This window comes from Halorubrum gandharaense (genome assembly GCF_054654575.1).
Genome location: NZ_BAAIET010000001.1, coordinates 276,920 through 294,846, shown reverse-complemented (window position 1 = coordinate 294,846; position 17,927 = coordinate 276,920). Strand labels below are relative to the sequence as shown.

Here is a 17,927-nt window from a genome sequence, read left to right as displayed (position 1 = left end):
AGCGCAAGGATGGTTGGGGGCCTCAAAAGGGGTTGGGAGTCGCGGAGAGCGACGCCCTCCTTGTGTTCCGCCGGCGAGCGCCGCTCTCGGCGTGTGTCACACGCAACCACGCTCTGCGCGGCGAACCGTGCTTCTTAAGGGTGAAACGAGGTATGTTCAGCGCATGAGCGACCAGGAGCAGGCCGAGGAGGCCGAACACGAGGAAGCGACGGAAGACGAGACCACCGGTCTGCAGGACGGCGACTTCGTCCGCATCGCGTACACGATCCGGACGGACGACGGCCGCGTCATCGACACGACGGACGAGGAGGTCGCCGAGGAGTCCGAGATCGACGTCGACGAGTACGAGTTCGAGCCGCGCATCATCGCCATCGGCGCGGGCCACGTCTTCGACTCCGTCGAGGACGCCCTCATCGGCGCCGAGGTCGGCGACACGGGCACCGTCGACGTCCCCGCCGCCGACGCGTTCGGCGAGCACGACCCCGACGAGGTCGAGACGGTCAAGGCCGACAAGATCCCCGAGGAGAGCCGCTACCCCGGCGCGCAGGTCCAGATCGACGAGCGCCAGGGCCACCTGGAGACGATCATCGGCGGCCGCGCCCGCGTCGACTTCAACCATCCGCTCGCGGGTGAGGACCTCGAATACGAGTACGAGATCCTCGAGGAGGTCGACGACCGTGAGGAGCAGGCGGCCGGCATGCTCGGCATGTACCTTCAGGAGACGCCGGAGGTCCGCATCGAGACGGTCACCGAGGAGGAGGAGACGACCGTCGAGGACGAGGACGGCGAGGAGACCGTCGAGACCGAGGAGGTCGAGAAGGACGTGCTCTACATCACGGCGACCCAGTCGATGCAGATGAACCAGCAGTGGATGTTCCAGAAACAGCAGATCGCGGATGACATCATGTCCCGGCTCGACCTCGACCGCGTGGTCGTCGAGGAGGTCATCGAGGGCGGCGGCATGGGCGGTCTCGGCGGCATGATGGGCGGCATGGGCGGCGCCGGCGAAGCCGACATCGAGGAGGCCCTCGAGGACGTCGACGTCGACGCCGACGAGATCGTCGACGAGCTCGACGAGGAGTAAGCTCATCCCACCGGTCGGTCGAACTGCCGGCCATCCGCGACGAACCGTGTTCTTTTGAACCCCACGACGCCAGCGACGCGTATGGAACTCGACCGCGCCCGAGAGGACCTCGTCGTCGCCATCACCGCCGCAGCCGTCACCGTGTCGGTGGCGCTCGTCGGCCGCTTCGTCCCCGCGATCGACCCCGGAACGTTCCCGATGCTCGCGCCCGTCGGCGTCTACTTCGCGTACGTGTTCACCCGAAAGGGCGGTCCCTACGGCGCGCTCGACACCGCGCGCAACTGGGCAGTGCTCGCGGTGCTCGTCGGGATCGCCGTGTTGGCGTGGGCGGCCTTCCTGTAACGGAACGGGAGAGCGCCGTCCAGCCGCCCTCCAGCGCCGGTCGCCCGCGCGGCCCTCTTGCGCTGTCCGACCGCCCGCGCCGGCCACCACTCCCTTCACGCGCCTCGACGAACGACCGACGAGATGCCACTCCGCGACCGACAGGACTGGTCCGAGCCGCCGGCAACGGAGCGGGCCACCGCCGACGTGCGCGCACAGAGCCGCATCGTCGATGGGCCGGACGACCTCGACGACCTCGTCGCCCGGCTCGCCGACGACCGGGTCGTGATGCTGGGCGAGGCCTCACACGGGACGAGCGAGTTCTACCGGTGGCGCGCCCGGATCACGGCCGAGCTGATTCGCGACCACGGCTTCGACTTCGTCGCCGTCGAGGGTGACTGGCCCAGCTGTTTCGCCATCAACCGGTTCGTGAAGGGGCTCCCGGAGGCCCCCGAGACCGTCGAGGCCGCCGTCGACGCATTCGACCGGTGGCCGACCTGGATGTGGGCCAACTGGGAGACGGTGGCGTTCTTCGAGTGGCTCCGCCTCCACAACGAAACCCGGTCGCCGGACGAACGGGTCGGCTTCTTCGGACTCGACGTGTACGGGCTCTTCGAGTCGATGCACGAGGTGGTCGACTATCTGTCCGATGTCGACCCGGAGGCCGCCGAGCACGCCCGGGGGGCCTACCGGTGTTTCGAGCCGTACGGCGAGGATGCACAGGAGTACGCCCGCGAGACGCGGATGGTGCCCGAGTCCTGCAAGGAGGAGGTCGTCGACGTGCTGCTGGCGATGCAGGAACGACGGCGGGAGGCCGCCGAGGCCGCCGGAGACGACGCGGACCGGCACCCGGACGAGCGGTTCGGCGCCGAGCAGAACGCGCTCGTCGCCAGGAACGCGGAGGCGTACTACCGCAATCTCGCCTCGCGGACCGACTCGTGGAACGTCCGCGACGAGCACATGGCGGAGACGCTGGACCGCCTGCTCGACCATCACGCGGAAGACGGTGCCGGTGCTGAACGCGGCGACGGCATGGACCAGCCGAAGGCCGTCGTCTGGGCCCACAACACCCACGTTGGCGACGCCCGCGCCACCGACATGGCCGAGCGCGGCCGGCTCAACGTCGGCCAGCTCGTTCGGGAGGCGTACGGCCGTGAGAACACGTCCGCCGTGGGATTCGGCAGCCACCGCGGTCGCGTGGTCGCCGCCGACGCGTGGGGCGAGGTCCCGGGTCGGAAGGAGGTGCCGCACGCCAAGGCAGGCAGCTACGAGGACGTCTTCCACCGGGCTGGCGGCGAGGATCGGCTGCTGTTCACCGATGAGGTCGATCCGGAGACGGCCCTCGCGGAGCCGCGCGGCCACCGCGCCATCGGCGTCGTCTATCGGCCCGCGCTGGAGTCCGGCAACTACGTGCCGACCGACCTGCGGGAGCGCTACGACGCGTACCTGCACGTGGAGGAGACGACGGCGCTCCACTCGCTGGAGCGACACCCGAGTCGGGAGCGCGTGCCGGAGCTCTATCCGTTCGGGCTATAGCCGGTGAAAGCGAGGGTTTCCCCCGACTCAGGCGATGTCGCGGCTGGTGTCGATGGCGACCGAATCGGCGAGCTTCAGCTTCACCGGCTCCTCCAGCGCGGCGCCGCCGCGGAACTTCGGCACCGCGAGGCGGTTCTCGATGTCGGCGTCGGTGACGGTCGTCCGGAGGTCGAACACCACGTCGGCGACCTGCTCGGACATCGCGCGGTTGCGCCCGCCGTCGTCCGCCTCGACGCCCTTGAGCGCGTGGAGGATCGCGACGCCGCCGGTGTTGACCATGCGCGTCTGGAGCTCGCTGAGGAACCGACGGTAACGGGCTGGGTCGGCGTCCTCGAGCGGCTCCAGCGAGTCGATGACGAGGTTCGCCTCCTCGGGCAGCGTCGAGAGGAGGTCGCTGGCGTCGTCGAGCGCCGCCTTCCCGCCGACGGACCGAATCGTTGGGTCGGGGATCCGTGGGGGCGAGCGCTCGAAGCCGTCGCGTACGGCCTCCTCGGAGCGCACCGTCGTCAGATACAGCGTGTCGTGGGCGGCGGCAAAGGTGTTCAAAAACAGCTCCGACTGGCTGGCGGGGTCCGCGGCCAGCACGACGATACTCCCGACCGGGAGGCCGCCGCCGAGCTCGCGGTCGAGCACGGAGACGCCGGTCGGTACGCGTTCCATACTCCGGACAAGCCGCTATAGGCTCTTGGGTGTGTCGGTGATTCGTGCGTGCCGCCCACGCCCGTCCGGGCCCCCACCCCGTGCGAGATACCGGGCGACCGCGTCGTCCGCATCCATCACCCGGCCGTCGGTCGTCCGGTGGCCCACGGGCGAACGCCCGCGCGACCCCGAGCAGCGTCCTCCCGCAGCTCCCGTTCCGCCGGCGACGACTATCATGGGGGGTCTGCGTCGCTATCGGGGTTAAAAGTGGGGGTCGAGGAGCGGATGAGGGCGGACCGGTCAGTCCTGACAGCAGCCGCCGGCCTCACCGCCGAAGTCGACGGCGAGCGGGTCGGAGATCGCCTCGTTGACGGCTTCGAGCGTCTCGTCGAGGGCGTCCTGGGCGTCGAGGAACTCCTTCATGTCGGGCATAGCGTGGAGCTCCTCCTGGGCGTCCTGGACCGTCTTGAGGCCGGACTGGGTGGCCTGTCCGGTCTGGCGTGCCTGCATGAACTCCGCGCGGAGCTGCTCGAACTCGTCGATCTTCTCCTGAACCTCGTCGTTTCGCTGGACGGCGTCGCGGGCCTCCTCGAACCGCTCGTACTCCGGCGTCTGCGCGATGCGCTCGCCGAGCTCGCGACCGAGGTCCTCGATGGTGGCCTGTTCCACGCTCATACTCGAACCGCGGGGCTCGAACGGTTTGAAACTGCCGGAGCCGGCGGGTCGGGCCCGGAGCGGAGGACCAACGTGACCAACGCGCTACGCGCCGCCGACGTGCGTCTCGACGAACGCGACCACGTCGGCGAGTTCGTCCTGGCCGATGCCGTGGCCGGCCTGATAGCTCCGGAACGTCACGTCGGCGCCGGCGGCCGAAAGCCGCTCGGCGGCCGCCTCGCTGCGCCCCTTCGGGATGATCCGGTCGGCCGCGCCGGCGCCCACGAACACGGGCTTGCCGTCGAGTTCGGCGGGCGCGAGGTCGGCGTGGGAGTCCGCGAGGTAGCCGTGGAGCGCGACGACCCAGGCGTAGCGGTCGGGGTCCTCAAGCAGCAGCGAGAGGCTGGTGATCGCGCCCTGCGAGAAGCCGAGCAGGCCAAGGTGGTCGGGGTCGAGGTCGTACGCCTCGACCGCCGCGTCAACGGACTCGGACACGAGGTCGAGACTCCGCGCGAACTCCTCGGCGTGGGGCTGACTCTGGTGGAGTCCGCCGCCGGAGAGGTCGAGCTCGTACCAGGTATAGCCGCCCTGCAGGGGATCCGGCGCGCGCAGGCTGATCACGTGGAGATCGTCGGGAAGCTCGGCCGCGACAGGGAGCAGGTCCTCCTCGTCGGCGCCGCGACCGTGCAGCACGAAGACGGCGGGAGCGTTTGCGGCGCCGTCGTCGGGCGCGACGTGGACGTGTTCCAGCGGGATCTCGGGCATGGCGAGTCGTTGGCCGGCACGGGTGTTGTGTCTGTCGCCGGCGGCATTCGCGGTACGGGTGGGGCGGATGGAGTGGGTGAGTGGAGAGGAGGGTGCCTGCTGCGGATACGGCTGCTACGCGCTACCGTCCCACCCACGTCCGTCGAGCGCGTCGTTTAACCGTGCTGGCACGCAAGTTCGCCCATATGAGTGGCGGCTCGACCGAGGGCGACCTCACCAAGACGGGGATGGCCCTGAAACACGACAGGGAGTGGGATTACGAGCTCGACCGGATCGTCGAGGAGATCGAGGAACGGGACGCCTCGAAGGTCGGCCTGCAGTTCCCCGAGGGACTGAAGCGCCGCGGTCCGAGCGTCGCCGACGACCTCCGCGAGGCGGCACCCGACGACGTGACGTTCATGCTGTCGGGCCAGCCGTGTTACGGCGCCTGCGACCTCGACACCTACCTGATGCGCCGGACGGACGTGTTCGTCCACTTCGGCCACACGCCGATGAAGGAGTCGGACAGCATCATCTACGTCCCGCTGTTCTCGAACGTCGACCCCTTCCCGATCATGGAGGACGCGCTCGACGAGCTGGCGGACCCCGAAGACGACCCTGACGTCGGGCTCGTGACGACCGCCCAGCACATGAACCGCTTCGAGGAGATGACCGACTGGCTGGAGGAGCGGGGCTACGAGGTCCACACCCGCCGGGGCGACGACCGGCTCACCCAGGAGGGGCAGGTGCTCGGCTGCAACTACGCCTCCGCGGACATCCCCGCCGACCAGGTGCTGTACGTCGGCGGCGGCAAGTTCCACCCGGTCGGCCTGGCGATGGAGCACCCCGAGAAGACGGTCGTCATCGGCGACCCCGTCAACAACGTGGTGAAGATCGCCGACCACGAGAAGTTCCTCAAACAGCGCTACGGCGCCGTCCACCGCGCGATGGACGCCGAGAAGTGGGGCGTCATCTTCTGTACGAAGATCGGCCAGGGTCGCTGGGACCAGGCACAGGAGATCGTCGAAAACAACGACAACGCCTACCTGATCACGATGGACGAGGTGACGCCGGACCGCCTGCGGAACTTCGCCATGGACGCGTTCGTCAACACAGGCTGTCCGCGGATCACGACCGACGATGGCCCGCAGTTCCACAAGCCGATGCTCACGCCCGGCGAGTACAAGGCCGCCATCGGCGAGAAACCGCTCGATTCGATCGAGTTCGACACGTTCCACGACACCTGGTAGGCGGTCGGCGGGCCGGCCGGTCGGACCGGCGGCTCGGGAACGAGGAGCGTGGAGAAGCGGCTTTTGTTGCGGCTCGGTGAGTTCGGTTCTGTGACGACAACTTCGTAACTCGAACGACGTCGGCGGCCGAGCCGGCCGTCAGCGGTCGGCCGGGTCGAGCACTTTGTGCGGCACGTTCTCCTCGCGAAGCTTGTTCGTGTGCCGGGGAAGCTCGTCGGTGGTTGCGACCAGCAGCACGTCCAGGCCGCGGAGCGCGGCCTCGGTGACGCCGTCGGCGGTGCCGAATCGGAGGTCGACGTCGGCGTCGCTCCGGGAGACGAGCGCGTACGCCTCCGTGCCCGCAACCGCAAGCAGCCCGTCGTCCGGGAGGTGGTTCGTCACCGTCTCCGGCGCGGGCGGGTTCGCGTCGGTGACCGAGGGCACCGGGAGCACGACGACGGTGCCGGTGTCGTAGTCGACGACGCCCTCGAAGTCGGTGACGCCGAGCGCCTCGCCCGTCCGCGCGGAGGTGACGGCGACGGCGGTGGCCGACCCGCCCGCAGTGGTGGCGTGAAGGACGCCGTCGCGCATCAGCAGTCCGACCTCCTCGCCCTCCGAAACGTCGTCGAGGGCGACGGCGGCGTCGACCTCGACGCTGCCGAGCACGTCGGAGCTCACGCGTTCGAGGTACGTCTCCAGGCTGTCGGTCCGGGAGATGAGCCAGTCGACGCCCTCCTTCGTCACCTCGTAGCGGCCACGTCCACCCTTGTCGACGTAGCCCGCCTCGACGAGGTCGCGCACGTAGTCGCTGACCGCCTGTGAGGTGACGCCGATCGCCTCGGCGATCTCGCTCTGACTGACCGCCGGCTGACGGGCCGCGATCTCCACGAGCACCTGATAGCGAGTCGCGTCGCGCTTGCTGTCGAGAACCTCCGGCGTCCCACCGCTCTCGGAGTCTGCCATCGGCCGTGATCCGCGTTCGTGGGATAAAGTACTGTTGCAGTTCTCCCGGTACTGTTGCGATATACGGGCGATATCGCGCCTATAACGAAATAGCACTTGCTATAAAACAAGCACAATTGATTTACGTGAAGGCTCGCTTGTGTATCACGATGCAGACGACACGACTTCCGAACGACGCGAAAGCCGGCCCGACGAAGCCGGAGGTCCGCGCGGTCCTGGAGCGCAAGCTCGCGCTCGGACCGGACGACCACTTCGTCGAGGTCGGCTCCTGTACCGGGGCGGTCACCGTCGAGGCCGCCCGGCGGGCCGGCCGGGTGACGGCGCTGGAGCGCAAGCCCGACCGGCTGGAGACCACCCGGGCGAACCTCGCGGCCAACGGGGTCGACGCCGGCGGCGGGAACGAGACCGGCGATCAGGACGACGCTGGGGATGACGCCGCCGGCGATCAGGTCGAGACCGGCGATGAGAGCGTTTCACTCGTTCACGCCGAGGCACCCGAGGGACTCCCGGCGGACGGCACCGTGCTCTTTCTCGGCGGGTCGCGCAACTACGAGGCGATCCTCGACGCCGCGCTCGACGCGGGGTACGACCGGATCGTGATGAACGTCTCGCGGCTGGAGGTCGCCGGCGAGGCCGCCCGGGCGTTCCGCGAGCGTGACGTGCTCGACGAGACGCTGTGTCTCCAGGTGGCCACCGGCTACGACCTCGCCGGGGCGACGAGCTTCGACGCGAACAACCCGGTGTACATGCTCATCGCGGAGCCCGGTTCGCCCGGTGACCAACAGGAGGGCGGCGCATGACGGTGTACGGCGTCGGACTCGGTCCCGGAGAGGCGGACCTCGTCTCCGTCCGTGGCAAGGAGGTCCTCGAATCGGTCGACGTGGTGTACTCGCCCGGCCGCCTCTCGCGGGCGGTCGCAACCGAACACGTCCCCGAGTCGCGGATCGGTGACCTCGACTTTCCGATGACGCGCGACGAGGAGACACTCCGCGCCGCGTGGAAGGAGGCCGCCGCGGAGATCGCCCCGAAAGCTCGCGACGGCGACGTGGCGTTCGTCACGCTGGGCGACCCGAACGTCTACTCCACGTTCGGCCACCTCCGGCGGACGATGGACGCGTTTCACCCCGAAATCGACGTGGAGGTCGTGCCGGGGATCAGCGCGATGACCGCGTTCGCGACCGCGCTCGACGTGGAGGTCGAGGCGGGAGCGGGGCTCGCGCTGCGGGAGGCGTCCGGCGGCGCCGCCCCGACCGGTCCCGATCGGCTGATCCTGTTCAAGGTGACGGACGCGCCGGCGACCGCCGAGGGGCTCGACGCGGCCGGGTACGACGTGACGTTCGGCCGCCGGCTGTTCATGGACGCCGGCGACACCGTCGTCACCGAGGATCCGACCGACCTCGCCGACCGCGACTACTACACGCTGGCGTACGCCGAGCGCCGCGACCTCGACACCTCGTGCGCCACCGACGCGTTCGTGACGGAGGCGGACGCCGCGAAGGGCGTGTCTGACGGCGAGTCGGACGACGGCGTCGTCGCGGACGGCGGAGACGCCGTGGAGCCATCCGAGGCGGCCGAACACGGGGACCACCCGGGTGAGGGCCAATGACCGACCAAGGCGACGGCGACAACGCGACCGACGACCCGCAGGACGCCATCGACGCCGCCGGCGAGGCGAAGGCGGGCGGGCTCGACCCCCGCGTCCGCGAGCACACCGCCGGCGAGACGCAGGAGGGGATCCCGTTCATCGGCGCCGGCCCGGGAGACCCCGGACTGCTCACGCTCACGGGGAAGGAGCTGGTCGACGAGGCCGACCTCGTCGTCCATGCCGGCTCGCTGGTCTCCAGCGAGCTGCTGGAGGAGCACTGCTCACATGCGGAGCTGGTCAACTCCGTTGGCAAGGACTTGGAGGAGCTGATCCCGCTGATGCGGGACGCCCACGAGGAGGGGCGGAACGTGGTGCGGCTCCACAGCGGCGACCCCGCGATCTACGGGGCCGCGCTGGAGCAGATCGACGCGCTCGAACGCGAGGGCGTCCCGGCGTACGTCGTTCCGGGTGTCACCTCGTCGTTCGCGTCGGCGGCGACGCTTCGCACCCAGCTGACGCTCAACGGCGTCGCGAACCACGTCGCGTTCACCCGTCCACAGGGGAAGACGCTGGATCCGGAGGAGGATCACGTCGCTGAGTTCGTCGAGATGGGTGACGTGACGACCTGCATCTACCTCGGCACCCACGCCGTAAGCGAGACGATGGACCGCCTGCTCGACGCCGAGGGCGTCGACCCCGACACGCCGGTCGCCGTCGTCTACCACGCGTCGTGGCCCGACGAGGACGTGATCACGGGCACCGTCGAGACCGTCGGCGCGAAGGTCGAGGAAGCGGGCTACCGCGCTTCGGCGATGGTCCTCATCGGTGAGGCGGCGACCGGCGCGGGCTACGAGCGCTCGTACCTCTACGGCGACTGGGCGAACGGCGGATCGGACGATTCGACGGCGGACGGCGCCGAGGAGACGACTGACGCGGCCGACGACGCCGTGAACGCGACGGAGGCCGACGACTGATGAGCACTGACAAGGACGCCGCGACGAGCGGCACGACGGACGAGGGGAGGACCGACGACGGGACCACGGACGACGGGACCACGGACGACGGCAACACCGATGACGGGAACACCGACGACGGCGGCGGCCACTGTTCGACCCCCGACTCCGACGGGGAAGTGGCCGAGGAGATCGGGATCATCAGCTTCGAGCGCAAGCTCGACACGGCCGCGGAGATCGTCGACGGGATCGGCGACCGCTACGAGTCCATCGATGTCATCGAGTACCACGGCGACGTGTTCGCCGAACACTGGGGCGAGTACGACTGCTTCGTCGGCCTGATGGCCTCGGGCATCGCGATGCGCAAGACCGCGCCGCTGCTCGACGACAAGTGGGACGACCCCGCCATCGTCGTCGTCGACGAGGAGCTGACGTGGGCGATCCCCATCACGGGCGGCCACCACGGTGCCAACCAGGTCGCCGACGACCTCGCGACGCTCGGCGCGGTGCCGGCGATGACGACCGCGTCGGAGGCGGCGGACAAACAGGGCGTCGAAAAGCAGGCGAAGGCGCTGTCCGCACACGTCGTCAACGGCGACTCGACGGTCGCGACGAACCTCGCCGTCCTCGACGACGAGCTCGGGCCGGTCGAGCGTCTCGACGGCCCGAAGGCGGTGCTCGTCGACGACGACGTGACCGTTCTCAAGCGCAACCTCGACGACGGTGTCGTCCTCGGCACGGGCTCCGTCTCCGGCGCGTCGGAGGAGCGCTTCCTCGAAGCGTGGGACGAGGCGCTCGACCGTGCCGACCGCGAGTGGGATGACGTGGAGTTCGTCGCCACGGCGACCCGCAAGGCCGAGGAGGACGGGCTGCTCGCCGCGGCGGCGACGCGCGACGTGGGCGTCGTCGCCTTCGAGAAGGAGACGCTGCTCGACCACGAGGGGCCAACCCCCTCGAAGTCGAAGGCGCTGATCGGGTGGCCGGGCGTGGCCGAGGCGAGCGCCATCGCCGGCGGCGGCGACCACGAGCTCGTCCTCGAGAAGTTCGGCCACGAGAGCGAGGTCACCGTGGCGGTGGGACGATGATGGGACCGGCGTTCCCTCCAGGAGGTGACCGATGACCGGCAACGGCACGGCCCCTGGCGGCGCCGACGACGCGCCCGACGGGCTCGGAACGCTGTACGTCGTCGGGATCGGCCCGGGATTACCGCACGCGATGACCCAGCGCTCCCGGGACGTGATCCGGCACGCGGACTGCGTCATCGCCTCCAACCTGTATCAGGAGTTCCTCCGGCAGGACGGGACGATTCCGCCGGAATCACGGACGGAGGAAGCGCCAGACGGGACGGCGGCCGACGGCGGAGCCGCCGTCGACGCAGCCGACGACCTCGACGACTGGGAGCCCGGCAAGATCGGCACGCATCCGGACGGCGAGACGGTCGAGATCGTCCGCTCCTCGATGGGCCAGCAGGTCGAGCTCGCCCGCGAGGCGTTCGCTCGCGTTCGAGCGGGACAGGACGTCGTTCACGTCTCCGGCGGCGACGCGAACGTCTACGGCAAGTCCGACCTCGTCTACCTGATGGCCGAGGAGGAGGAGGCGTACGACGTCCCCATCGAGATCGTCCCCGGCGTGACCGCCGCGCTCGGCGGCGCCGCGATGGTCGGTGCGCCCCTCTCGAACGACTTCTGTACGGTGTCGCTGTCCGACAAGTGGCGCGGCTGGGACGAGATCGCGGAGAAGCTCCAGGCCGCCGCCGTCTCCGGGTTCGTCGTCGTCCTCTACAACTGCTGGCGCGACTACGAGCGCGCCATCGAGGTGCTGCGCGAACACCGGACCGACGACGCGCCCGTCGCCATCGTCAACGACGCCGGGCGCGGCGAGGCCGGTCGTAACCTCGACGACGAGACGTACACGCTGACGACGCTGGGCGAGGCGACCGACCACGATGACGAGGTCGGCGGCATGGGGACCTCGCTCATCATCGGGACCCACGAGACCGAAGTCTGGGAGAACGACCACGATGAGTTCCTCGTCACCCCGCGTGGCGGGCGAGACGTCGACGACTTCTGAGAACGACACGACACAATGAGCGACAACACCTGCGGATCGACCGACGAATCGACATCCAAATGCGGCGGACGCGACGGCGGAACGGAGACTGACGGCGGAACGGCGACCGAGACGGGAACGGCGACTGACAGCGGAACGGCGACTGATGGTGGAGCGACGACGGAGGCGTCGAGCGGGACCGCCTCGAAGTGCGGCGCGAGCTCCGCGGACGACTCTGACTCGTCGGGTACCTCGTCGTCCTCGTCGTGCGGCGGGTCGTCGTCCGCGACCGACGAGAAAGTCGGCTCGACCGTCGACGATTTCGACGCGGAGCCCGGACGGCTCGTCGCTGTCGGGCTCGGCCCGGGCCAGCCCGAGGGGATGACCCAGCGCGCCCGCGCGGCGCTGTTGGACGCCGACCACATCGTCGGCTACACGACGTACATCGACCTGATTCCGGACGACATCACCGCGGAAGCGGACGAGCTGTACGACACGCCGATGTGCGGCGAGGTCTCGCGAACGGAGGAGGCGATCGACCGCGCGCTCGCCGGCAACGACGTGGCCATCGTCGGCTCCGGGGACCCGAACGTGTACGCGCTCGGCGGGCTCGCGCTGGAGATCGTCGAGTCGAAGGGCGCGACGGCGTCGATGCTCGACTTCGAGGTCGTTCCCGGCGTCCCGGCCGCACAGTCCTGTGCGGCTCGCGTGGGCGCGCCGCTCGTGAACGACTCGGTGTCGGTCTCGCTGTCGGACCATCTCACCCCGATGTCGACCATCGAGTCGCGGCTTCACGCGGTCGCCGGCGAGGGGTTCACCATCGCGATCTACAACCCCTGGAGCCGGAAGCGCCGCGAGAACTTCGAGAAGGCCTGCGAGATCCTCCTGGAGCACCGGCCGACCGACACGCCGGTCGGCATCGTCCACGGGGCGGGCCGCGAGGACGAGCGCGTCGAGATCGTCGAGCTCGGCGAGCTGGAGGAGCTCGGCGGGACCGACCTGGTCGACATGACGACGACGATCCTCGTCGGCAACGAGGAGACGTACGTCTGGGACGGCCGGATGGTGACTCCGCGCGGCTACGAGAGCAAGTATGACTACTGAAACGACATCGGCCGCCACGACCACCTACCGCGTCACGGTGGATCTGGACGCCTGTGACGGCGTCTTCGCCTGCCTCGTCCGCGACGACCGGTTCGTCGAGGCCGACGACGGACTCGCCGGCTTCGACTCCGCCGCAGCGAGCGGAGGCGTCGAGCGCACTCCCGACGCGGTGTCCGCGACGTTTACCGACGACCGCGTGGACGAGGCCCGGCAGGCCGCGGCGGCCTGTCCGCTGGACGCGATCGCCGTCGAGGAGGTGCAGCCATGAGCACGGGAGACGCCGCCGAGGCGGCGCCGGACGACCTGCTCGCCCGGCACCCCGAGACGGCGTACTTTTGGGGGCACGTCGCCGGAAACGGGACGGTCACCGAGACGTCGGTCACGGTGACGACGAGCGACGAGGACGCCGCGGACCGCCTCGCGGCCATCGCCGGCGGCGGGTCGGTCGACCACCGGATCGCCGAGCGCGACTTCGCCCACGACACGGCGGTGACCCGCCGGGAGGACGAGTACACCGTTCAGGTGATCGACCCGTCGCTGGCGGCGAACGCGGCCGGCGCGCTCGGTCTCCCCGTCGGCTCCGACCCCGGCGGCTACCGGTTCGACACGCTGCGGGACCACCGGCGAGAGCTGCTGCGCGGCCTACTGGAGGCCTGTGGCGTCGTCTGCTTCCGCGAGTCGAGCAACGCGGTCGGCATCTCGTTCGTCCACGACGACACGCGCCTGCTGGACCGCATCCGCACCCTCCTCGACGCGGAGGGGTTCGACGCCGACGAGCCGGCGGCGTCCTCCTCGGGCGGCTACTGGTTCGGCGTCGCCGACGGCGACACGGCGGCGTTCGCCGAGTGGGTGTACGAGGGCTCCGGCGAGACGGGGCTGTTCGCCACCGACCGCCGGCGGAAGGCCCTCCGGAGCGTCGAGCGCGCCGCGGGGCTAGCAGTCGGGACGCTGATCGAGCCCGCGGAGCGGGACGACGAAACCGGGACCGACGCCGCCGGAACCGACGACGCCGACGGGGCCGATCCATGAGCCGCGTGGCCGACGCGGTCGGGGTCGGCGACGACGAGGCGGTCCTCCTCGTCGGCCACGGCTCCCGTCGCGAGAAGTCGAACGAGGCGGTGCGCGAACTCGCCGCCGGGCTGGAGGAGCGGATCGGCGTCGCGACCGACGCCGCGTTCCTCGAGCTCGTGGAGCCGTCGATCCCGGACGCGGTCGGCACGCTCGCGCGCGGGACGAGCCGGCTCACGCTCGTTCCGCTCTCCCTGTTTGCAGCCAGCCACGTGAAAAACGACCTGCCGCTGGCGGTCGAACGCGCCCGGAGCGAGCATTCGGGCGTCACCTTTCATGCCGGCGGCAACCTCGGGATCCACCCGGCGATCCTCGACGTGCTCGACGACCGGGCGGCGGCAGTGGAAGCGGAGCTCGGCGTCGACCGCGAGACCGACGACGTGGCGGTCGTCGTCTGTGCACGCGGCTCCTCGGACCCGGACTCGAACGCGGACGTGCACAAACTCGCCCGACTGCTGTACGAGGGACGGGAGTTCTCCCGCGTCGACGCCGGGTTTATCGGCGTCACGGAGCCCCTGCTGGACGAGGCGCTGCACGACCTGGCGAAGACGCGGCCGGACGCTGTCGTCGTGCTGCCGTACATGCTCGGTGACGGGGTGTTGACGGGCCGGATCCGTGATGGCGCGTCGGAGTTCGACGCGGAGTACCCGTACGTCGACGCCGCTGCAGGCGACCCGCTCGGGCGGGATACGCGACTACTTGACGTGCTCGCGGACCGCTGGCAGGAGGCGCGCACCGACTCCGTCGACATGTCGTGTGACACCTGCAAGTACAAGGTCGAGCTCGACGGCTACGAGGAGGACACCGGCGGGGCACGGGCGATGCTCCGCGCGCTCACCCACCAGCAGGCGCACGAGGACCGCGAGAACGTCGCGGACGAGCCACACGCGCACGACGCCCCCGGGACACACCTCGCGGTCTGTACGAACCAGACCTGCGCGGCGGGCGGGTCGCCCGCCGTGTTGGAGAACCTGCGGCAAGCAGCCCGGGACGCCGACGCGGACGTCCACGTGACGCGATCGTCGTGTTTCGACCAGTGTGGCGACGGCCCCATCGTGGCGCAGTATCCGGATGGCGTCTGGTACGGTGGCTGTGACGCCGAGGACGCCGAGCGGATCGTCTCCGCGACGGAGCGCGACCGCATCGTGAGCGACTTGGTTCACCAGACTTTATGAGACACAACTCCACTTGTACGCCATGAGCTGTGATGAGATCGAAGCCCTGCGACTCGGCCTGATGAACGTCCTCGGCACCGAAGACGAGTCCGTGCGCCAGCATGCGGAACAGGAGCTCGGCGACGCGCTCGACGGCGACGGCCCGATCGCCGCGCTGGCGAACGCGGAGTCCTTGGCGGGGCTCCAACGCCACCTCGACGCCGCACTGGTTGACTTAGAGGAAGAGGTCGCGGCGATGGACGCCGAGGACCCGGAGTACGACTACACTCGCGGCCGCGTCGTGGCGGTCCGGGACGCCGAGCGCTCGCTGGCGCGACTCGTCGATGGAGGGGAGTCGTTCCTGTCGGACCTCGGGGATACACACCACACGCTCCACGAGACCTTCCCCGTCGATGAGTGAGGGAGGGCAAGGCGCCCGAGGCTCTCCCGTTGACACGGCGGACGTGAGGTCCGAGATGACGGTCGACCTCCCGGAGCTGACGCCGCGAAACACCCGCCAGCAGTGGACGCGGTCGGCCCTGGCGGCGGTCGGGGGCGACGAAGAGGAGGTTCCCGACTTCGTGGTCGGCACCGGTCACGGCGTGGTGCGGGGGTTCGACGCCGACGGCACCGAATCGTGGGCCGTCGACCTCGGCGGCATGGCCGTCGCGCTCGAACCGACGCTCGTGGACGGCAAGCCGGTCGTCCTGGTCGGGACGCGCGGCGAGACCGCGGTCCTCGCGCTGCTCGATGCGGTCGAGGGCCGCGTGCGCTGGACGCACGACATCGAGGCGGACCTCGGGAGCGCGACGAAGGAGACGCTGTTCTACTACCCGATGACGGTCGCCCTCGCGAGCGACACCGACCGCCTGTACGCCGCCGCGCGGCGCTACGAGCGCGACGGCGACGACCGCCACTTCGAGAGCCGGGTGTACGCCTTCGACCCGGACGGGTCGGTCGCGTGGACGTTCGACGCCGACGCCTCGCCGATCGCGCTCGACCGGCGCGACGACCGCCTCGCGGTCGCGTACAACCGCTGTCACGGCGCCCACCAGTGCGGGCTGGTCGTTCTCGACGCGGCGACCGGCGAGCTCGACCTGACGTGGGACCCCGGCACGGACGGCGGCCGGCGCGTCGGCGATGTCGTGCTCGATGCCGACGGCGTCGTCGTCGCGAGCCACGGCGACTACCGGGGCTACGCGCTCGACCACGACGGTCGCGAGCGCTGGCGCGTCGACCTCGGTCGGCCGATGGAACGCGAACCGGCGAGCCGCGGTGACGGTGGTGACGGTGCTGATGGCGGTGACGTGGTGTACACCTACCCGAACCACGTCGCGCTCGCCGGCGACCGCGCGCTGTTCGTCACCGGAAACACCTTCCCGAAAGCAGGCCGGGACACCGATGCGCGCCACCCCCGCGAGCACACGCTCACCGCGGTCGACCGCGAGCGCGGAACCCAGGCGTGGACCACACCGATCGGCGGCTGGCTGGGCGGGACCGGTCGGACGGGATCCGCGGGGGCGGAATCCGCGGGGGCGGAAGGCCAGGGCGACCACCTGCTCGCCGTCGGGCAGCACTTTCGCGACCGCGACCCCGACACGCACGGCGTCCGCGTCGTCGTCCCCCAAACCGGCGCGGTCGAGCACCTCCGAACCGACGGCGTCGCCGTCGACGTTGCGGCCGCCGGCGGACGGGTCGCAACGCTGGAGGAGCCCATCTCGTACCACGACGAGGACGGCCACCGCGGCGCCCACCGGCTGCACCTCCAAGACGTGTGAGCGAACCGGCGTGACTGCGTTGACGATCTCCGTGATACGCCTCGGGAGTGGGTGTTGCAGATCGCCGCCGGCGAGAGAGTATATAAACGGTCGAGCAGAGCGGAAACGCTCTTCTTATAAACTGACGCGCGGTGCGGTGGCGCGCCCGGCGAGCGCCCGCTGGCGCGAGCCGGAGCGCGAGGGAGGCCGGCGGCGGCCGCGGCGGTGCGATCCCGCGGCCGTCGTCGGCCGAGGCTGGGGAGGTGTGAGGTGCGGTTGCAGTGCTGGGCGGGTGGGACTCAAAGGGGCAGCCTGCGAGCGAAGCGAGCAGGAACGTCTTCCGGTGGTCGTCGCCGGCTGCCCCTTTGAGTCCCACCCGTCGTGCTCACCGCAGCAACCGCACAACCCCTTATAAGGCCCTGACTGGCGCTATGGAGGTGTCCATCACCCTGTTCTCCACACAACCCGCTTATAAGCGCCAGACAGCCACATCGAAAGCGCAGATCGCAGCCTACACCCCGTCCACGTCACGCGTCAGCTGTTTCCGGTAGGTCTCGAACCCCTGCTTCGCATAAAAGGCGAGCGCGCGCTCGTTCCCGGCATCAACGTCGAGCCGTAACTCCCCACATCCGTGCTCGCGGGCGTCGGCCGCCGCGCGCTCGACGAGCCGGTCGGCAAGTCCGGTGCCGCGGTACGGCTCGCGCACGTAGATGTCCCCGACCACGAGCCGGTCGGGCCGGTCGAACACGGCGGGTGCCTCGTCCGCCTCGGTTAGCAGGTGGGCGACCAGCTCGATGTCGGGGTCGGTGAGCGCGGCGGTCGCGGGGTCGGCGACATCTTCGTCGCCCTCCTCGCCACCGTCCGCGTCCCCCGCCGGCACCACCGCGAGCCACCCGCGCCGCCCGTCCTCCTCGAACTGCCCGCGGTAGAAGTCGACGTTCGCCTCGACGATGCGGTCGTCGTCCCAGTCAGCGAGCGCGTGGGAGGCCGACGCCGCCGCCAGGTCGCGGTGGTACGGCAGCCAGCACTCCCGCGCGAACCGCCGGAGCACGTCCTCGTCCGGGGGCAGGCGTCGAAGCTCCATGCC

General features: G+C 70.1%; 20 protein-coding genes. 15 read left to right on the top strand and 5 right to left on the bottom strand.

Going from position 1 to position 17,927, the window contains the following annotated elements:
* Nucleotides 1-163: 163 nt before the first annotated feature.
* From ACYQ07_RS01465 to ACYQ07_RS01455, 3 genes are all read left to right on the top strand, one after another.
* On the top strand, nucleotides 164-1,084 hold the full coding sequence (locus ACYQ07_RS01465) for an FKBP-type peptidyl-prolyl cis-trans isomerase (RefSeq protein ID WP_459876360.1): 921 nt from the start codon (nucleotides 164-166) through the stop codon (nucleotides 1,082-1,084).
* Nucleotides 1,085-1,165: 81 nt separating this feature from the next.
* The gene (locus tag ACYQ07_RS01460; protein WP_459876357.1) at nucleotides 1,166-1,426 is read left to right on the top strand and encodes a DUF8049 family protein; all 261 of its coding nucleotides are present in this window, start codon (nucleotides 1,166-1,168) and stop codon (nucleotides 1,424-1,426) included.
* Nucleotides 1,427-1,549: 123 nt separating this feature from the next.
* Nucleotides 1,550-2,941 (top strand): erythromycin esterase family protein, encoded by a 1,392-nt coding sequence (locus tag ACYQ07_RS01455; protein ID WP_459876355.1) that lies wholly within the window; start codon nucleotides 1,550-1,552, stop codon nucleotides 2,939-2,941.
* 27 nt (nucleotides 2,942-2,968) lie between these two features.
* Here the strand turns inward: ACYQ07_RS01455 and ACYQ07_RS01450 are convergent, their stop codons facing one another.
* From ACYQ07_RS01450 to ACYQ07_RS01440, 3 genes are all read right to left on the bottom strand, one after another.
* Complete coding sequence (locus tag ACYQ07_RS01450; protein ID WP_459876352.1) at nucleotides 2,969-3,601, bottom strand: RAD55 family ATPase; 633 nt, start codon at nucleotides 3,599-3,601, stop codon at nucleotides 2,969-2,971.
* A gap of 279 nt (nucleotides 3,602-3,880) precedes the next feature.
* A complete protein-coding gene (locus tag ACYQ07_RS01445; protein WP_459876349.1) occupies nucleotides 3,881-4,255 on the bottom strand; it encodes a YlbF/YmcA family competence regulator in 375 nt (124 codons plus the stop codon).
* An 84-nt stretch (nucleotides 4,256-4,339) separates the two neighbouring features.
* The gene (locus ACYQ07_RS01440; RefSeq protein ID WP_459876346.1) at nucleotides 4,340-4,999 is read right to left on the bottom strand and encodes an alpha/beta hydrolase; all 660 of its coding nucleotides are present in this window, start codon (nucleotides 4,997-4,999) and stop codon (nucleotides 4,340-4,342) included.
* Nucleotides 5,000-5,184: 185 nt separating this feature from the next.
* On the opposite strand from ACYQ07_RS01440, the gene dph2 reads away from it, so the two are divergent.
* Nucleotides 5,185-6,228 (top strand): diphthamide biosynthesis enzyme Dph2, encoded by a 1,044-nt coding sequence (dph2, locus tag ACYQ07_RS01435; RefSeq protein WP_459876343.1) that lies wholly within the window; start codon nucleotides 5,185-5,187, stop codon nucleotides 6,226-6,228.
* Between the two features lie 138 nt (nucleotides 6,229-6,366).
* On the opposite strand, the gene ACYQ07_RS01430 is transcribed toward dph2, so the two are convergent.
* A complete protein-coding gene (locus ACYQ07_RS01430; RefSeq protein WP_459876341.1) occupies nucleotides 6,367-7,170 on the bottom strand; it encodes a DUF7839 domain-containing protein in 804 nt (267 codons plus the stop codon).
* Nucleotides 7,171-7,319: 149 nt separating this feature from the next.
* On the opposite strand from ACYQ07_RS01430, the gene ACYQ07_RS01425 reads away from it, so the two are divergent.
* From ACYQ07_RS01425 to ACYQ07_RS01375, 11 genes are read left to right on the top strand one after another with little or no spacing between them, the layout of a single operon-like run.
* Nucleotides 7,320-7,970: an ATP-binding protein gene (locus ACYQ07_RS01425; protein WP_459876338.1), complete on the top strand. Its 651-nt coding sequence runs from the start codon at nucleotides 7,320-7,322 to the stop codon at nucleotides 7,968-7,970.
* A complete protein-coding gene (locus ACYQ07_RS01420) occupies nucleotides 7,967-8,776 on the top strand; it encodes a cobalt-factor II C(20)-methyltransferase (RefSeq protein ID WP_459876335.1) in 810 nt (269 codons plus the stop codon). The genes ACYQ07_RS01425 and ACYQ07_RS01420 overlap by 4 nt, the downstream gene beginning before the upstream one ends.
* Nucleotides 8,773-9,729: a cobalt-precorrin-4/precorrin-4 C(11)-methyltransferase gene (locus ACYQ07_RS01415; protein ID WP_459876333.1), complete on the top strand. Its 957-nt coding sequence runs from the start codon at nucleotides 8,773-8,775 to the stop codon at nucleotides 9,727-9,729. The genes ACYQ07_RS01420 and ACYQ07_RS01415 overlap by 4 nt, the downstream gene beginning before the upstream one ends.
* A complete protein-coding gene (cbiG, locus tag ACYQ07_RS01410; protein WP_459876330.1) occupies nucleotides 9,729-10,793 on the top strand; it encodes a cobalt-precorrin 5A hydrolase in 1,065 nt (354 codons plus the stop codon). The genes ACYQ07_RS01415 and cbiG overlap by 1 nt, the downstream gene beginning before the upstream one ends.
* Before the next feature lie 31 nt (nucleotides 10,794-10,824).
* Entirely contained in the window at nucleotides 10,825-11,778 is a 954-nt protein-coding gene (locus ACYQ07_RS01405; protein WP_459876327.1) for a precorrin-3B C(17)-methyltransferase, read from the top strand.
* 15 nt (nucleotides 11,779-11,793) lie between these two features.
* Nucleotides 11,794-12,861 carry a precorrin-3B C(17)-methyltransferase gene (gene cobJ / locus ACYQ07_RS01400; protein WP_459876325.1) on the top strand — a complete coding sequence of 356 codons (1,068 nt, stop codon included), beginning with the start codon at nucleotides 11,794-11,796 and terminating at the stop codon, nucleotides 12,859-12,861.
* Nucleotides 12,851-13,129 (top strand): ferredoxin, encoded by a 279-nt coding sequence (locus tag ACYQ07_RS01395; RefSeq protein ID WP_459876322.1) that lies wholly within the window; start codon nucleotides 12,851-12,853, stop codon nucleotides 13,127-13,129. Before cobJ ends, ACYQ07_RS01395 begins: the two co-directional genes overlap by 11 nt.
* Nucleotides 13,126-13,890: a cobalamin biosynthesis protein gene (locus ACYQ07_RS01390; RefSeq protein WP_459876319.1), complete on the top strand. Its 765-nt coding sequence runs from the start codon at nucleotides 13,126-13,128 to the stop codon at nucleotides 13,888-13,890. The genes ACYQ07_RS01395 and ACYQ07_RS01390 overlap by 4 nt, the downstream gene beginning before the upstream one ends.
* A complete protein-coding gene (locus tag ACYQ07_RS01385) occupies nucleotides 13,887-15,104 on the top strand; it encodes a CbiX/SirB N-terminal domain-containing protein (RefSeq protein ID WP_459876316.1) in 1,218 nt (405 codons plus the stop codon). The genes ACYQ07_RS01390 and ACYQ07_RS01385 overlap by 4 nt, the downstream gene beginning before the upstream one ends.
* Nucleotides 15,105-15,126: 22 nt before the next feature.
* Nucleotides 15,127-15,504, top strand: coding sequence for a DUF3209 family protein (locus tag ACYQ07_RS01380; RefSeq protein WP_459876313.1), 378 nt, complete (start codon nucleotides 15,127-15,129; stop codon nucleotides 15,502-15,504).
* Between the two features lie 55 nt (nucleotides 15,505-15,559).
* Nucleotides 15,560-16,861: an outer membrane protein assembly factor BamB family protein gene (locus tag ACYQ07_RS01375; protein WP_459876310.1), complete on the top strand. Its 1,302-nt coding sequence runs from the start codon at nucleotides 15,560-15,562 to the stop codon at nucleotides 16,859-16,861.
* Nucleotides 16,862-17,351: 490 nt separating this feature from the next.
* On the opposite strand, the gene ACYQ07_RS01370 is transcribed toward ACYQ07_RS01375, so the two are convergent.
* Nucleotides 17,352-17,924, bottom strand: a complete 573-nt coding sequence (locus ACYQ07_RS01370) for a GNAT family N-acetyltransferase (protein ID WP_459876307.1) — start codon at nucleotides 17,922-17,924, stop codon at nucleotides 17,352-17,354.
* Nucleotides 17,925-17,927 lie beyond the last annotated feature (3 nt).

Excerpts from the sequence above, each read along its gene's own strand:
- ACYQ07_RS01440 (WP_459876346.1), bottom strand. The coding sequence starts at position 4,999 with ATGCCCGAGATCCCGCTGGAACACGTCCACGTCGCGCCCGACGACGGC.
- ACYQ07_RS01380 (WP_459876313.1), top strand. The coding sequence starts at position 15,127 with ATGAGCTGTGATGAGATCGAAGCCCTGCGACTCGGCCTGATGAACGTC.
- ACYQ07_RS01455 (WP_459876355.1), top strand. The coding sequence starts at position 1,550 with ATGCCACTCCGCGACCGACAGGACTGGTCCGAGCCGCCGGCAACGGAG.
- ACYQ07_RS01465 (WP_459876360.1), top strand. The coding sequence starts at position 164 with ATGAGCGACCAGGAGCAGGCCGAGGAGGCCGAACACGAGGAAGCGACG.
- dph2 (WP_459876343.1), top strand. The coding sequence starts at position 5,185 with ATGAGTGGCGGCTCGACCGAGGGCGACCTCACCAAGACGGGGATGGCC.
- ACYQ07_RS01420 (WP_459876335.1), top strand. The coding sequence starts at position 7,967 with ATGACGGTGTACGGCGTCGGACTCGGTCCCGGAGAGGCGGACCTCGTC.
- ACYQ07_RS01395 (WP_459876322.1), top strand. The coding sequence starts at position 12,851 with ATGACTACTGAAACGACATCGGCCGCCACGACCACCTACCGCGTCACG.
- ACYQ07_RS01405 (WP_459876327.1), top strand. The coding sequence starts at position 10,825 with ATGACCGGCAACGGCACGGCCCCTGGCGGCGCCGACGACGCGCCCGAC.
- ACYQ07_RS01425 (WP_459876338.1), top strand. The coding sequence starts at position 7,320 with ATGCAGACGACACGACTTCCGAACGACGCGAAAGCCGGCCCGACGAAG.
- cobJ (WP_459876325.1), top strand. The coding sequence starts at position 11,794 with ATGAGCGACAACACCTGCGGATCGACCGACGAATCGACATCCAAATGC.
- ACYQ07_RS01385 (WP_459876316.1), top strand. The coding sequence starts at position 13,887 with ATGAGCCGCGTGGCCGACGCGGTCGGGGTCGGCGACGACGAGGCGGTC.
- ACYQ07_RS01370 (WP_459876307.1), bottom strand. The coding sequence starts at position 17,924 with ATGGAGCTTCGACGCCTGCCCCCGGACGAGGACGTGCTCCGGCGGTTC.
- ACYQ07_RS01445 (WP_459876349.1), bottom strand. The coding sequence starts at position 4,255 with ATGAGCGTGGAACAGGCCACCATCGAGGACCTCGGTCGCGAGCTCGGC.
- ACYQ07_RS01375 (WP_459876310.1), top strand. The coding sequence starts at position 15,560 with ATGACGGTCGACCTCCCGGAGCTGACGCCGCGAAACACCCGCCAGCAG.
- ACYQ07_RS01450 (WP_459876352.1), bottom strand. The coding sequence starts at position 3,601 with ATGGAACGCGTACCGACCGGCGTCTCCGTGCTCGACCGCGAGCTCGGC.
- cbiG (WP_459876330.1), top strand. The coding sequence starts at position 9,729 with ATGAGCACTGACAAGGACGCCGCGACGAGCGGCACGACGGACGAGGGG.
- ACYQ07_RS01415 (WP_459876333.1), top strand. The coding sequence starts at position 8,773 with ATGACCGACCAAGGCGACGGCGACAACGCGACCGACGACCCGCAGGAC.
- ACYQ07_RS01430 (WP_459876341.1), bottom strand. The coding sequence starts at position 7,170 with ATGGCAGACTCCGAGAGCGGTGGGACGCCGGAGGTTCTCGACAGCAAG.
- ACYQ07_RS01390 (WP_459876319.1), top strand. The coding sequence starts at position 13,126 with ATGAGCACGGGAGACGCCGCCGAGGCGGCGCCGGACGACCTGCTCGCC.
- ACYQ07_RS01460 (WP_459876357.1), top strand. The coding sequence starts at position 1,166 with ATGGAACTCGACCGCGCCCGAGAGGACCTCGTCGTCGCCATCACCGCC.